Genomic DNA, 15,905 nt, shown 5'->3' on the forward strand with positions numbered 1-15,905 from the left:
ACACTTTATTGAGTTATATACTTTTCTTTCCTGATCAAAAAGGAGAAGATGCGCACCTTCTCCTTTTGAATTCTATCTCATTTTATTTTGCGTATTTTGTTTATTATAACACACTGGCATGTCCAGCGTAAATGTCACCTTTTTTAGCGTCCATCGTAATATCCTGACCGTTTTCGATAATATCAAGGGCGTTCTCCACGCCTACAATTACCGGAATATCTAAGCTTAGTCCTGCAATAGCTGCATGAGATGTTAAGCCGCCTTCAACGGTGATAAGTCCACTCGCTTGCTCTAGCACTGGAATCATGTCTTTATCCGTGCTGTACGTTACGACAATGTCATCTGGCTTTACCTTGTTTTTAGCGTCTTCTGCATTCTTACAAATAACTGCTCGTCCATAAGAACTGCCTTTGCCAACACCTTGTCCTTTTGTTAAGACATCACCAATCACATGAATTTTCATAAGATTGGTTGTCCCACTCTCTCCAACTGGTACGCCTGCTGTGATAATTACACGATCACCACGTTGGAATTGATTTGTTTTCAAGCCTTGTTCAATGGCCTCTGCTAATACATCATCCGTTGTATACAATAAATTGCCAACGATCGTTTCTACCCCCCACACCAAGGCTAAGCGGCGACTCACTTGTTCATCAAATGTCATGGCTACAATTGGCGCTTCCGGACGGTATTTGGAAATCATACGTGCGGTAAATCCACTCACAGTTGGAGTAAGAATGGCGTCCGCATCAAGATTCATCGCCGAGTGATTGACGGACTGACTAATGGCATCAGTAATCGTCATCTCGGAAGATTTGGAACGAAGATCAAGCACCGCCTTGTGAGGAATGGAAGTCTCCGCCTTTCGGGCAATATTGCTCATGGTTTGAACAGCCTCAACAGGATAATCTCCGGCAGCTGTTTCCCCAGACAACATGATTGCATCGGTTCCATCTAAGATAGCATTCGCTACATCGGATGCCTCTGCTCTTGTTGGACGAGGGTTTCGTTGCATAGAGTCTAACATTTGGGTTGCCGTAATCACTGGTTTCCCTGCGTTGTTACATTTGAAAATCATTTCTTTTTGCACTAACGGGACTTCCTCTGGTGGAATTTCAACACCTAAGTCACCACGTGCCACCATCAAGCCATCACTAATTTGAAGAATGGAGTCTAGATTGTCAACTCCTTCTTGATTTTCGATTTTCGGAATGATATGAATTTGAGTTGCCTCATTTTCCTCAAGCAATCCTCTGATTTCCAATACATCCGATGCCCGACGAACGAACGAAGCGGCAATGAAGTCCACACCTTGCTCGATACCAAATTGGATGTCTGCTGCATCTTTATCCGTGATACCTGGAAGATTCACACTAACATTTGGTACGTTTACACCTTTTTTATTCTTTAGTACGCCTGAATTCAAGGCAACTGTCTTTAACTCTTGTGTATCTTTATGAATCTCTACTACCTCTAAGGCAATTAAACCATCATCTAGTAACAGCTTAGAGCCAACTTCCACATCATGAATCAGTTGTGGGTAGGTAACCGAAATATGCTCCGAATCACCTTCAATCTCGTTCATGGAGACATAAATGGTATTTCCCTTCACGATATCAATCATGCCATCCTTCAGTACTCCTGTACGAATTTCTGGTCCTTTTGTGTCCAATAAAATGGCAACGGTTTTGCCTAATTTTTTTGCGGCCTTGCGTATATTAGCTATTCGGGCACCATGCTCTTCAAAATCACCATGAGAAAAGTTAAGACGCGCGACATTCATTCCCGCTTCTATTAATTGTTCTAATTTCTCTTCGGACTCGGATGCTGGGCCGATCGTACATACGATCTTTGTTCTTCTCATTTTTTTCTTCCTCCTTTATTAACTTACCGGGTGGTTCCAAAAATACTGTAGTCACTATATTTAGATAGATAACTGATTAGCTAGCTTATACATATTCATATTAATTGTGTGTTTGGTGCTCAACACTTCATTGATATCACGGTCGACCACAATATTATTTTCTACGCCAACCATTCTACCGCCGATTCCATCCATCAACAAGTCTACCGCCTTTGCTCCTAGTCTGCTCGCTAATACGCGATCATAACCAGATGGCGAGCCGCCTCGCTGAATATGACCAAGTACGGTTACACGTGTATCCATTTTGGTTTCTTCTTCAATCCGTTTTCCATACGTAACGCCACTGTCTACCCCTTCCGCCAAAATAATAATGCTGTGTTTTTTGCCACGTTCTTGTCCTCTTTTTAATTTGGCTACTACACTTTCAAACGTTTCATGCTGCTCAGGAATAATGACTGTTTCCGCACCATTGGCCAATCCTGCCCACAAGGCCAGATCACCTGCCCCTCTACCCATTACTTCAATGACATATGTACGTTCATGCGAGGTAGCTGTGTCACGGATCTTATCAACAGCATTAACAATCGTATTCAAGGCTGTATCAAAGCCAATGGTGTAATCTGTACCAGCAATATCATTATCAATCGTACCAGGTACACCAATACATGGAAAACCTTTTTGCGTTAATTTTTCAGCTCCACGGAATGATCCGTCGCCACCGATGACAATTAAACCTTCCAAACCTATTTTCCGCATTTGTTTAATAGCTTTTTCTTGGCCTGCGTCAGTCTTGAACTCATCTGATCTAGCAGAATACAGAATAGTCCCTCCACGCTGGATAATATCTCCTACTGAACCGAGCACCATTGGCTTGATGTTACCTTCCATCAACCCTTCAAAGCCATTGTAAACACCATAGACTTCTAAATCGTTAAAAATAGCAGTACGCACAACCGCTCGAATAGCTGCGTTCATTCCAGGTGCGTCGCCCCCACTAGTTAAAACACCAATTTTCTTCAACACAATCACCTCTTTAATAATTGAAAACCTGCACGTTTATCCAATGGCTAAGCAAAAGACTTATTGCTAAAATATACCGTGTTGCTTTATTACTTTATCCCTGTCTTTGCTTCACCTCTGTTTACGTGTCATGTCGTCTTTTTAGCTTTTTACTTTTGACTATTGTCATTATACATGAAATAACAAGGAATCTCATCCCTCCACCTATCTATTTTAGCTCATTTATTCACAATTTGAAAGTTTTATTACAATCAGAATGAAAGATAACGTATGAAAGAGCAGTCAGTTTTGTCTGGAGTGAAAATCTTCATCATTTATTGTACTGATAATAGTTGTCCAGCTTGCTCTTTTATCGCAGTGTGGTTGCAGTAACTATAAAAACTCCTCATCACTGTGATGAGGAGGAATTTCTTTTTATTCAGGTATGGGTGATTTCACATCACCAATTTTTTGATATTTTTCCCAGCGTTGGTTTAACAATGTTTCGGTTGACTCGCCTTGTAATTCTTCCAGTGATCTATCCAATGTTTCGCTAATATAAAGGGCCTGTGTTACGACATCGCGATGTGCTCCCCCAAGCGGTTCTGGGATCACTTCATCGATAACGCCTAATTCCTTTAAATCGGGTGCTGTAATTTTTAAGGAGGCAGCTGCACGTTCTGCTTGGGCAGAATCTTTCCATAACAATGCTGCTGCACCCTCAGGGGAGATAACGGAATAAGTAGAATTCTCTAACATATGAATGTGATCCGTTACACCAATACCTAAGGCACCGCCACTTCCACCCTCCCCAATAACAATAGAGATTGTTGGAACTTCCAGAGCTGACATTTCCATTAGATTGCGGGCAATTGCTTCACTTTGACCACGTTCTTCTGCTGTTTTCCCTGGATAAGCACCTTTTGTATCGATAAACGTAATAATTGGCCTATTAAATTTTTCGGCTTGCTTCATATGGCGGAGAGCTTTACGGTATCCCTCTGGATGCGGGCTTCCAAAATTTCGTTTAATATTATCCTTGGTGTTTTTACCACGCTGCTGTCCAATAATGGTAATCGGCTGACCTCTGTACTTTGCCATTCCTGCTACGATCGCCTCATCTTCTGAATAGAAACGGTCACCATGAAATTCAATAAAATCAGAAAATAATTGCTCAATATAATCTAGCGAAGTAGGGCGATCAGCATAACGAGCAATTTGGACACGGTCCCAAGGCTTTAAATTCCCATAAATATCATTCTCCAGCTTTGCCAAACGAGCTTCCATTTTGCCGATTTCATCTGATAAGTCAATATTTGTATCTTGCGTCATTGTTTTTAATTCTTCGATCTTCTCACGCAGTTCTACTACTGGCTTTTCGAATTCAAGAACTTGTTTCATCTGATTCACCTCCGAACCCATGAATATCTAGGATTGTACTCAGAGTCTCTCTCATTTTTAAGCGCGATATCACTTTATCCACTTGGCCATGTTTTACTTGAAACTCTGCCGTCTGAAAATCTTTCGGAAGCTTCTCACGGATGGTCTGTTCGATAATACGCCGGCCAGCAAAGCCAATTAATGCACCAGGTTCGGCGAAATTGTAATCCCCAATCGAGGCAAAACTTGCAGAAACACCGCCTGTGGTCGGGTTGGTCATTATTGATATAAACAAGCCACCTTCTTTATGGAAACGTTGAATGGCCATCGATGTTTTGGCCATTTGCATCAAGCTTAAGATTCCCTCTTGCATCCGGGCACCGCCTGAAGCTGTATAAATTATGATTGGTAGCTTTTGTTGTCGTGCATTTTCTATTGCCCTAGTAATCTTTTCGCCAACAACAGATCCCATACTTCCCATTCGAAAACGAGCATCCATTACAGCAATAGCAGTTTTATGACCATTAATAGTTCCGGTACCTGTGACAACCGCCTCGTTAAGACCCGTTTTTTTGCGATCATTTTCTAACTTCTCTTGATATTGCGGAAAATCTAGGGGATTCTCAGATAATAAATCACCGTCCCATTCTTCAAACGAGGCTTCATCAAATAAGGCTGTTATACGCTCATTAGCGGCTATTTGATGGTGGTGCCCACAAGAAGGACAGACATATAAGTTTTTTTGAAATTCTTTTTGATAAATGATTTTTTTACAGCCGGCACATTTCTGTAGTAGCCCCTCCGGCACGTCTTTTTTAGCATTTTCTCCAGAAACGGGTGTGTTTCTTTTCTTGTTACCAAACAAATCTTTCAACAATGGAGATTCCTCCTTTACAACTCTCACAATCCATCTATTCAATTCATTTATCGAACCTTTGGGGTTGTCTATATCATAGAGGCAACTTTATAGTGCTGTTTCTGTGTATGACTATACGTATAAGTACTTTTTCTATGGGTACTGCTTTGGAAGCCACACCACATGTGAAATGCTGCCTTATGTCAGTGCTGGACTCCTCATGGAACTTCCTGTGATAGGACACTGCCTGCTATAAAATGTGAATGCCACTGAGTTTCATTTCCGTACGCATTCCATAACAAAACGGTCCCTGTCCTATACAGTGTGGGATCGTTTTGCCTGTCCAAAAGCAACTTCCTTTTCAAATATTTTATCTCATCATGAAAACAGACGAATGAACTATTACATTATATCAGATCATCCAATGATGTAAAGAGCGTTTCTATTCAAGCGGAGTTTTCAACACGACATTATCCTCGCCAAAAAACTGTTTAAGTTGCTTGATGACTGGCCACCTGCTATCTAAATTATATTCGTCAGAAAGTTTGTACAATTTCTGTTCCTGTTCATGATAGAGATAAACAACGGCTGTTCCTGGGTATTGCTTAGCTAATTCATCTAACCGAGAGATCGCCTCTTCCTGGCGAACTTTGATATAAATTTGTTGTGGTGATGGTTCTTCTTCTAGCTGATATGGTTCTAGCTTGTCGATAATAATTTGTTTTTTATCATTTCTTGTTTCCACTCTTCCCTCTATAAAGACAAATTGGTCCTCTTCCAACCAATCATTCACTTGGCGGAAGGTGACAGGAAATAGAACAGCGTCCATTTCAGCTAGTTCATCAGATAAGGTTACAAAAGCCATTGCTTCCCCTTTTTTTGTGCGGATAACCTTTAAATCTTGCACCACGCCAGCTAATTTTATTTTCTTATTTGGAAATTGGAGCACTTGCTGGATACTGAGATAACCACGCCGTCTTAATACTTGACGCTCCTCTGCCAATGGATGCTGTGACACAAAGAAGCCAAGTACTTCCTTTTCTTTCATCAACTTCTCCATGATCGGCATCTCCTGTCTTGCTGTATAGCCAATATCAAGGGAGAGTCCCATATCGAAATCCCCTTGCAAACCAAACTCTTTAAACAGTTCTCCTTGCTCAACGGCCTCCTCTAAGGTCGCGATCAAGGTCGCCCGATTTTGTTGCATAACATCAAAGGCCCCTGCTAGAATCAATGTGGTAATAATAGACCGATTGATCTTTTTTAATGGTACACGCAGACAGAAATCAAACAGGCTAGTAAAGGGCTGGCGGTCCCTTGCTTCTATCATTGTTTGCACAGCTTGATAACCAATGCCTTTAATGGTTGTTAAACCAAGCCTGATGTTTTCCTGCTCTACTTTTGTTCTGGCCAGACTATGGTTAACAGACGGCGGTAGTATCGTTAACCCCTTTTGTCGTGCTTCACGCACATAAATAAATAATTTATCGGTATTCCCTCGATTCATATTTAACATTTCTGTATAAAAAACTAATGAAAAGTTCGCTTTAAAATAAGCCAATTGATACGTGATCATACTATACGCCACGGCGTGACTCCGGTTAAAACCGTAATCCGAGAAACGGACAATCCAGTCAAAAACTTCTTCGGCCACTTCTTTTGTGTATCCTTTACCTAAAGCTCCTTTTATAAACGCCTCTTTATTTCCTAATAATAATGCTTTGTCCTTTTTACTGACGGCCCTCCTTAGTATATCTGCCTGGCCATAGGTGAAGCCTGCCATTTCGTGTACAATTTGCATAATCTGCTCTTGATATACCAATACACCGTATGTTTTTGCCAGAATCGGAGCTAAGTCAGGATGTAGATAGTCTATTTTTTCCTGACGATGTTTACGCGCTACATAGGTAGGAATAAAGTCCATTGGTCCTGGACGGTAAAGTGCATTGACGGCCACTATATCCTCAAACTCGGTAGGGCGTAGTTTTTGCAATGTTTGTTGCATCCCTTGTGATTCTAACTGGAATATCCCATTCGTTTCCCCTTTTTGCAGCAGTTGGAAGGTAGCTTTATCTGAAAACGATAAATCGCCCAAATGGTCGTTTTTGGGGTAATGAAAGGCGATCTGTTTTGTCATTCGCTCAATAATCGTCAGATTGCGTAATCCGAGAAAATCAAATTTCAAGAGACCTACTCGTTCCAATTCATGCATAGCAAACTGTGTAAGAGGAACATCATGTTGTGACGGCATCGTCGCTGTATGCTGCGTCAATGCATCTCGACTAATCACTACACCAGCAGCATGTGTCGATACATGCTTTGGCAATCCTTCCAGACAGTTGCAAACCTTGAATAACTGACGCAGCTTAGCGGATTGCTTTACGTAATTTGTTAATTCAGGAGATTGTTTTAACATGGCAGCAATCGGCAGTGAACTATCCCTTGGCAATAACCGCAAAATATAAGATTGATCATTTTCAGGGATCACCAGTACCTTGAATAATTCTCTTAACAAAGAACGAGCAGCAAACGTGCCAAAGGTGACAATTTGAGCTACATGGTCTGTACCGTATTTATGCGCCACATAATCAATCACTTGATCTCGCTTCTCATCAGAAAAATCAATATCGATATCCGGCATCGTGACTCGTTCCGGATTCAAAAAACGCTCAAATAGCAAATCATAGCGGATCGGATCAACATCGGTAATCCCTAATAAATAAGCAATCAGCGAACCTGCCGCCGATCCACGTCCAGGCCCAACTAAGATGTCGTGCTCTTTCGCATACTTGACAAAGTCCCATACAATCAGAAAATAATCACTGAAACCCATGGATTGAATGACCTCTAACTCATGTGCCAACCTTTGTTTAACTGCATCCGTTACGGGATGATATTTTTCAGGTAATACTGCAACAGCTAACTCTTTAACCATTTCGTTGGCTGTTTTTTGGGGAGAAACAGGGTATTGGGGCAGCTGCTTTTCTTCAAAAGAAAGCTCGACATGACATTGGCTGGCCAATCGATTAGTTGCTGCAATTACCTCTGGCCATTCTTGGAATTGGTCAGTATATACAGATGGATCAGGTAAGAAGGTTCCCTCAACCTCTCTAGTGTTTTCTTCCGTCCATGTTACCCCTTGATCGATCGCTCGCAAGCAACTATAGGCCATTTGATCTTGTTTATGTAAATAACGCACATCCGCTAGAGCCACTTTTTCCATTGGATATGCCGCTAACTTCTCTTTATCAGCTACTAATGCGTTCGAAATACCAATATAAGTATTGGGCAACACTTGAAAGTGTGCGAAGGTATCATTCCATAAGAACGAATCAATGGAATCTGCTAGCAGGATGGTATGAAGATTATTCGCAAAGGGTTGGTAATCATTCATTTCTAAGCCATCTTCATGCTGTATCTTTGTACTCAACTGCAACAATGCTTGATAGCCGTCGTTATTTTTGGCTAGAACCAGGACTGGTACCGATGATCCCTTTATATCGATTGGTATAGTTATTCCCATAATGGGCTGAATATTCTCCCGCTTACACGCCTGATAAAAGGCAATGAGACCATGGACCGTTCGATTATCAGTAATCGCCAAATATCGATATCCCAAGTGTTTAGCCTGCTTGACAAGAGAGTCAATTTGTAATGTGCTTTGCAATAAACTATAGCCAGTTGTCACTTGTAACTGTGCTTCTAATACCATCTCATCACCTCCAAACATACGAGCATAAGTTTCCTTATCCTCTATTATAGCAAAACTTATGCTTCCTGTAAGTCGATAAACATATCTCCAATATTTTCGTCATATATATAATACAGGAAAAGTTCTAAAAGTGCTAAAAATAGGACAACTCCACTGTGTCAGGAGGGGGAGTGCAAATGGAAGAACGATTTATGGCAACGATGATTCAATGTTTCTTTATTGCATTCGGTGTAATGATCGGAGGTTCCTTAATAGGTAGTATTGGGGCATTTGTGACAGGCGATGCCCCTTTTACACATATCAGTAGAATTGCGAAAAGTCTACGAATCTGGGCGATTGTCGCAGCGATTGGTGGTACATTTGATGCGATTTATAATTTTGAAAGAGGTCTATATGAAGGCTCTACCATCGATTTGGTCAAGCAGTTGCTCCTGATCATTATTGCCATGGGCGGTGCACATACAGCCTTGTTAATTATCGAATGGCTGATTCAAGAGGAGTTGGAATAATGCATATTCCTCCTTATTATAAACGACCAGCTTGGCAGCGATTTTTGGCTGGAGTCGCCCTTGGATCCATCATTGGCTATTTTATCTTTTTGTATATGTTTGGTTCCTTGCAACAGCAATGGATTGAAGAAAAGATAGCTTTACGAACAAGATATCAAGACCTTTATCAGAACTATACTACTCTGGTCCAAAATCACCAAAAACTGGACCAACAAACCAAAGAAGGTGTTCAAATTACCGAGATAGAGATAGAATTTTTGAACTTAGAACAATTAGACCTTGCCAATGATCGCTTGATGAGGCATCAATTAGAGGAAGCGATTAGGGAAGAAGCCGGACAAGCCATCGGAAAAAAAGTAGAAGATATGACCGAGTCGATTGATTTCTTGATCGCGACGGTTGAAAACAAGACGATCCGCATTGACGATTTTCGTTTTCAAGCTACTGTCTCTCGCATGGTTGTCAGTGAAACACTTTATCTTTCCATCGAGTTAACAAAGGCAGATTAACGCAGCTCGCTGGCAGAGTTCCGCGCAGCGAGCTGCCCCTTACGAATCAAACTGACAAACTTTTTCCAAATCAGCCAACACGGCTGGAACAGAATCCCAGCTATGAATCTGAGCTCCAGCTGCCAATGGGTGCCCCCCACCTTCATAGATAGCGGCAACCTGATTAATAACTGGCCCTTTGGAACGCAAGCGCACACGGATCACCTCGGTTTCCTCCACAAAAATGGCCCATGCCTTGATCCCCTCCACATCACCTAGGATGCCAACGATTGAGCTCGTTTCTTCAGGTTCCACCTGGAATTTATCGAGTACATCTTTTGGTAACTTAATATAACTGACTCCTGCTTCCGAAATAGAAATATGTTGTAGAACATAACCTTTCAAACGAGCAATGTTCTCCGATGTTTTGTACATTTGATTATACAGGTAGGAACGATCAAAATCATAAGCTACCAATTCAGAAGCATACTGAAAGGTCCTTTCTGTCGTACTTGGAAAAAGGAATCTCCCTGTATCTCCAACAATACCGCAATAAAGCAGAGAAGCTGCCTTATTGTTTAGATATAAGCCCTGTTCTCTCTCCTCCCGATAAAAATGATAAATCATTTCACTTGTCGAGCTGGCATTCACATCTACCCATTGAATATCGCCATACTCATCCACAATCGGATGGTGATCAATTTTGATTAATTCCTTTGCATGGCTGTATCGTTGATCGGAAATACGTGCTTGGTTCGCCGTATCACAGACAATAACCAAGGCATCCGTATAGGCCTCATCTGCTACTTGGTCCATCCCAGCTAAAAAAGTAAGAGAATCCTCTTCTTCCCCCACTACTAAGACTTCCTTTGTAGGGTAACTTGACTTAATAATCTCCGCTAATCCATTCTGTGAGCCATAAGCATCTGGATCTGGACGCACATGACGGTGAATGATAATACGTGGATATTGTTTCATTTTTTGATGAATAGTAGACATAATGGACATCGTAAAATCTCCTTTTTTTGATAGGTTGTTTATACTGGTAATTTCATAGCTAAAAGGGTAAAATAGTATAGGATTTGCACGATTAACTTGCTGAATTGGAGGCCGTATTGCAATGATTGTTTTCCCAATTGTCATTATCTTATCAATTATCATATACGTTTATTATAAATTTTCTCTGTTAAGAGAGTCGGACCCATTAATACAGGAAATTAAGAATGCCAAAGCACGAATTTTTTTAGGTATCTTTATGAGTATGTTCGGCATTAATCAATATCTATTCTATCAAACACAAATCGCACTATTTATCACCATTATATTTCTCTTTTTTGGTATTGTACAAGGGTATGGTGGTATCAAACGTTACCTTCACTATAAAAAAGAACTGCGGAAAAGAAACGATTCATAACCTCACCTACCTGTTTTTATTCTAATACATATAAGAGAGCAGCTGCTGTTCAGCTCTGCTCTCTGAGCTTTCTCCAAACGTTAGCGATCAATTAATTGCGCCACTAGCATCGCCTTACCAACCACCTTTTTTTCATGTAACACTTCCACATCTACTTTCGCCGACTTTCTACCGATATCAATAATCTGGGGTTGAAATGTGACGGTGGTTTCCAGTTGTACTGGCTTAATAAAATAGACCGTAATATGCTCGACTACTAAGTCACCCTTTTTCATCTGACGCAGCATTCGTCTGGCCGATTCGATCACATAGGAAACGAAGACACCATACGATAAGGTTCCAAGCTGATTAGTCATTTGGGGAGTTATCTCCGCACGGTAGATCATTTGATGAGAATCAGAGGGGACTTGATCAAAGTAACTTGCAACAATGTCATCAATCGTTTCACCAACTTGTGGCTGTTTCTGAATATGCTGTAGCGCCTTCAATACATCTTGACGTGATACTAATCCTTCCAGTTGATGATGTTGATCAATCACAGGCATGATCTCTATTCCTTCCCAGACCATCATATGAGCGGCATAAGCTAGTGATGTTTCTTTCATCACGGTTAGGGGATTTTTCGTCATCACCTTTTCGATCAAGACGTCTCTTTCCTTATGGATCACATCTTTGGATGTCACAATCCCAACTACTTTATTCATATTATCCACTACCGGATAGCGGCTGTGCGTTGTTTCCTCTTCCCATTCATACCACTTATCCACCACATCTTTCGTGTTAAGAAAACAGGTATGCTCGATATCCGTATAGATATCCTCTACTAACACGATTTCTTTCTTGATTAACTGATCATAAATAGCGCGATTAATCATGGCTGCGACAGTAAAGGTATCATAGCTTGTGGAGATAATCGGAAGTTGTTTTTCATCTGCCAGCTGCTTTGCTTCCTCATCTGTGTCAAAGCCTCCCGTAATCAGTACGGCCGCTCCTTCTTTTAATGCTAATTGGTGAGCCTCTGTTCGGTTCCCCACAATGAGCAATGAATCTTTCTCTGTATAACGCATCATGGCATCTAACTTCATCGCACCTATCACAAATTTATTTAATGTCTTGTACAATCCATCTCTGCCCCCGAGTACTTGACCATCTACAATACTAACAATTTCTGCAAAAGTTAAATTTTCAAAGTTTTCCTTTTGTTTTCGTTCAATTCGAATGGTTCCTACTCGTTCAATGGTGCTCACAAGGCCCTGATTTTCTGCTTCTTTGATGGCTCGATAAGCGGTCCCTTCACTGACATGTAGCTCTTTTGCAATTTGTCGCACTGAAATTTTATTACCTACTGCAAGAGACTCAATAAAAGATAGAATTTGTTCATGTTTTGTAGCCAATTGCAATTCACCATTCTTTCATCTGTACTAATATTTTAACACATGTTTTTATTATACAGTTGATTATCCTATTATTCAATTTATTCTTGAACTATTTATTTATTCGGCTTCTTGATCTGAACTGTTTTATGTATCTACATGGAAACTGTATTACTTTTGTATGGCGAAAAAACGGGATCTATTCATATAGCTTTTTATAAGAACAACAGGCCAAATTCCTCCCGATCTTTTACCGACCACTCAAAGAAGTCACTGAACTGCCTATAAGATGGATGGTGTTAAGTAGTCCACTTTCTGGAGTGGTAAGTTTGATTGTTTTATCTGTGCAAAGCAAGCGTTCCGGGAATATGCTGCGCTAGTTTGGAGTACAACAATGGTTGTTACTGCAAGAATGAAGTGTTCTAGGTACCAAGACAGTGTTGTAACAAAAGGATAAAATTGTCAGCTAATTCTTCGACTGTGTAATGGATCACGTTTATGAGAATCACAACGTATGATCGAATCGTTCTCAAAAAAGGTTATGCAGTATGGGCTGAAATATAGTATCATGAACGTTTCATCCTAGCAGTTCATTTGATTGTAGTACTACTACTCAGCGGAGAAAATAGGCGGAGACTCTATAAAGGCCGCTGACTAAGATCGCAACGTCCTGTTGCAACCCTGCACTTGCATGTCCTATGCATCGAAGCAGAACCTATTTTCGGAACACTGTCTAGCACAGACAAACCATCAACTTTACTACATGGAATAGATGGACTTGTTACTTTACATCATCCATCTTATCGGTACTCTCGTTCATTCAGGGTCAACATCATTCCAAGTCCCATCATACCAAGGATTATATATTTGCTTATAAAAAAATGGGGACATGTTTTCTTTTTCATATCCCCATTTGTTTATTCCGTTATATTGCTTTAGCTAATGTTAAAGTTCAATACTTCCCCCTGGTTCTAGGTGTACCCCTTCGCCTGTTCTTACTTGTTTGCTAAAAGCTGCTCCATCTTGAGCAATTAGCGGAAACGTATTATAATGCATCGGCACCACTTTTTTAGCCTGAATCCAATCGGCCGCTATTAAAGCATCCTCAGGTCCCATCGTGAAATTATCTCCTATCGGTAGAAAGGCTAAGTCAATATCATTCATTTCTCCAATCAGCTTCAAATCAGAGAACAAACCAGTATCTCCAGCATGATAGATCGTTTTGCCCTCAACAAATAAGAGTAACCCTGCTGGCATACCACCATAGATCAAGTTTCCTTCTTCATCTTGAAACATCGATCCATGAAATGCTTGGGTTAATTTCACCCTGCCGAATTCAAAATTATGTGCCCCTCCAATATGCATGGGGTGGGTATCCAGCCCCCTTGAGCCTAAATACTCTGCCAATTCATTTGGTGCTACGATTAAACAACCAGATCGTTTTGCAATATCAATCGTATCTCCTACATGATCATTATGCCCATGGGTTAATAAAATCACATCTGGATTTTGTGTAGCGGGATCTAGATCACTTGTCTCATTCCCTGTAATAAAAGGGTCGATTAAAATCTGGTGGTTTGCTGCCTCCACCTTTACACAAGACTGTCCATGAAACGATACCTTCACTCTCATCACTCCTCTTAAAAAATCCTTATTCATCTCTTTCCCATTTTTAAAGGTTTTAAACGTGAGGTTAATAATACTGCCATTCCCTTTCGTACATCTGAATAAGCACAGGATCAATCAAAGTATTAATCTCTCTGTCTTCTTCTGCCTGCATGGGGTTGTCTTCATCCTTGCCAAACATCGCCAAGCTAGGCAGCAGGTCACTGGTTAAATATTCGGTATCCACATCGATACTAATATTATCCATGGTCATTGGTTCTCTACTTGCTAAGACAAAGCCCCAATTACCAAAGCTGGGAACATCAATATGCAGATTTTCTACATTCATCCCTGTTGCCGCTATCGTATTGGAAATAGTCCAGTACACCTCCCTGGCGAACACGGGGCTCGTTGCTTGAATAGCCGTAACACCGTCTGGTTGCAAATGATTTCGTACTAAGGAATAAAACTCTTTGGTGTAAAGCTTATTCAAACTCTCATTATTCGGATCCGGTAAATCTACGAAGATGACATCGAATAAAGCCGTTTGCCCTTCTAAATATTGAAAGGCATCAGCTTGAATAACTTCTACTCGATCGTTTTGGAGTGAACCCTCGTTTAAGCTCAATAAATAAGGATTTTTATTGGCCAGCTCTACAACCGATCCATCCAAATCAACTAAGGTAATCGATTGTAAACTATCATATTTTAATAGTTCCCGCACAGCCAAACCATCTCCACCTCCCAACACAAGTGCCTTGCGAGGCTGATCTACCATGCTTGCTGCTGGATGAATTAATAATTCATGATACCTATGCTCATCAATAGAACTAAATTGCAGCCCGCCATCTAAGTATAGACGAACATCATCCTGCCGCTTGGTAAGGATGATTTTTTGATAGGGACTTTCCTCTGAATGGATGATGGGATCGGTATATATTTTCTCTTCAAATTGCAAAGCAATCATTTCTCCAAATAATAAACCGATGATTAATATAACACCAATTACTCCCCCAACCACCGTATGTATCCATTTGCGTGCCAATTCTTTGCGAAATAAATATAAGACTACCATCGCCACGGTTAAATTAATTAGACCTACTAAAAAGGCTGTCTTCACCATTCCCAGCTGAGGTCGTAGAAAGAAGGCGAATAACAGTCCGCCAATTAATCCACCTGCATAGTCAGAAAAAAGAACCCTGGCCGTGCTTTTTTGCAGGGTCACACCTATCTCATTGGCTTTACGAATTAATATCGGTAGCTCCACTCCTGTTAAGGCACCTACTATCAACGTAATGGAATATAAGAACAACGCATCTGTTCCGTTTCCAAAAAAAGCCGTTGCCGCAAACATAAGAAAGCTGGATAAACCTCCAATTAATGCTACAAAGTATTCAATATAAATAAATGAAAGAATGAGCTCTTTCGTCACTTTCTCACTTAAGCTGGCGCCAATTCCCATTCCAGTAAGAAATAAAGAAATGGTCAATGTATATTGTTTGACACCATCTCCTAAAATATAGGACCCTAGAGCTCCGAAAAGCACTTCAAAGATAATCCCGCAAATGGAGACAATCCCTGATGCCCAGTAAATAAATTGGCTTTGCTTAAATTTGGTTTCCATTGTTCTTCCCTTCTTCCATTTTAAGCCCAAACTTCTTATTATCAACAGAAAAGGAGCTGTCGTCTCAACAGCCCCAAGTCT

At 40.7% G+C, this 15,905-nt stretch carries 12 protein-coding genes; 3 read left to right on the forward strand and 9 right to left on the reverse strand.

Features of this window, described 5'->3' with window-relative positions; translation table 11 throughout:
- Nucleotides 1–103: 103 nt before the first annotated feature.
- The 5 genes from pyk to E0E32_RS15715 form a co-directional block, all read right to left on the reverse strand.
- Nucleotides 104–1,864 carry a pyruvate kinase gene (gene pyk, locus E0E32_RS15695; RefSeq protein WP_066194733.1) on the reverse strand — a complete coding sequence of 587 codons (1,761 nt, stop codon included), beginning with the start codon at nt 1,862–1,864 and terminating at the stop codon, nt 104–106.
- Nucleotides 1,865–1,924: 60 nt separating this feature from the next.
- Nucleotides 1,925–2,884 carry a 6-phosphofructokinase gene (gene pfkA / locus E0E32_RS15700; protein WP_066194735.1) on the reverse strand — a complete coding sequence of 320 codons (960 nt, stop codon included), beginning with the start codon at nt 2,882–2,884 and terminating at the stop codon, nt 1,925–1,927.
- A gap of 414 nt (nt 2,885–3,298) precedes the next feature.
- Nucleotides 3,299–4,264 carry an acetyl-CoA carboxylase carboxyl transferase subunit alpha gene (gene accA, locus E0E32_RS15705; protein WP_130860132.1) on the reverse strand — a complete coding sequence of 322 codons (966 nt, stop codon included), beginning with the start codon at nt 4,262–4,264 and terminating at the stop codon, nt 3,299–3,301.
- Entirely contained in the window at nt 4,248–5,120 is an 873-nt protein-coding gene (gene accD, locus E0E32_RS15710; RefSeq protein WP_066194740.1) for an acetyl-CoA carboxylase, carboxyltransferase subunit beta, read from the reverse strand. The genes accA and accD overlap by 17 nt, the downstream gene beginning before the upstream one ends.
- A gap of 421 nt (nt 5,121–5,541) precedes the next feature.
- Nucleotides 5,542–8,811, reverse strand: coding sequence for a DNA polymerase III subunit alpha (locus E0E32_RS15715; RefSeq protein WP_130860133.1), 3,270 nt, complete (start codon nt 8,809–8,811; stop codon nt 5,542–5,544).
- Between the two features lie 176 nt (nt 8,812–8,987).
- Between E0E32_RS15715 and ytrH the strand changes: the two genes are divergently transcribed.
- Nucleotides 8,988–9,320, forward strand: a complete 333-nt coding sequence (gene ytrH, locus E0E32_RS15720; protein WP_066194744.1) for a sporulation membrane protein YtrH — start codon at nt 8,988–8,990, stop codon at nt 9,318–9,320.
- Complete coding sequence (ytrI, locus tag E0E32_RS15725; protein WP_066194746.1) at nt 9,320–9,829, forward strand: sporulation membrane protein YtrI; 510 nt, start codon at nt 9,320–9,322, stop codon at nt 9,827–9,829. The genes ytrH and ytrI overlap by 1 nt, the downstream gene beginning before the upstream one ends.
- A gap of 39 nt (nt 9,830–9,868) precedes the next feature.
- Here the strand turns inward: ytrI and E0E32_RS15730 are convergent, their stop codons facing one another.
- A complete protein-coding gene (locus E0E32_RS15730) occupies nt 9,869–10,816 on the reverse strand; it encodes a DHH family phosphoesterase (RefSeq protein ID WP_130860134.1) in 948 nt (315 codons plus the stop codon).
- A 112-nt stretch (nt 10,817–10,928) separates the two neighbouring features.
- On the opposite strand from E0E32_RS15730, the gene E0E32_RS15735 reads away from it, so the two are divergent.
- Complete coding sequence (locus E0E32_RS15735) at nt 10,929–11,222, forward strand: YtpI family protein (RefSeq protein WP_130860135.1); 294 nt, start codon at nt 10,929–10,931, stop codon at nt 11,220–11,222.
- Nucleotides 11,223–11,302: 80 nt separating this feature from the next.
- Here the strand turns inward: E0E32_RS15735 and E0E32_RS15740 are convergent, their stop codons facing one another.
- The 3 genes from E0E32_RS15740 to E0E32_RS15750 all read right to left on the reverse strand — a co-directional run bounded on the left by E0E32_RS15740 (nt 11,303) and on the right by E0E32_RS15750 (nt 15,824).
- Nucleotides 11,303–12,616 carry a DRTGG domain-containing protein gene (locus tag E0E32_RS15740; RefSeq protein WP_130860136.1) on the reverse strand — a complete coding sequence of 438 codons (1,314 nt, stop codon included), beginning with the start codon at nt 12,614–12,616 and terminating at the stop codon, nt 11,303–11,305.
- Between the two features lie 924 nt (nt 12,617–13,540).
- Nucleotides 13,541–14,221 (reverse strand): metal-dependent hydrolase, encoded by a 681-nt coding sequence (locus E0E32_RS15745; protein ID WP_066194919.1) that lies wholly within the window; start codon nt 14,219–14,221, stop codon nt 13,541–13,543.
- Nucleotides 14,222–14,288: 67 nt separating this feature from the next.
- Nucleotides 14,289–15,824, reverse strand: coding sequence for a polyamine aminopropyltransferase (locus E0E32_RS15750; protein WP_130860137.1), 1,536 nt, complete (start codon nt 15,822–15,824; stop codon nt 14,289–14,291).
- Nucleotides 15,825–15,905: the final 81 nt, after the last annotated feature.

It is taken from the genome of Gracilibacillus phocaeensis (assembly GCF_900626275.1).
Lineage (GTDB): Bacteria > Bacillota > Bacilli > Bacillales > Amphibacillaceae > Gracilibacillus > Gracilibacillus timonensis.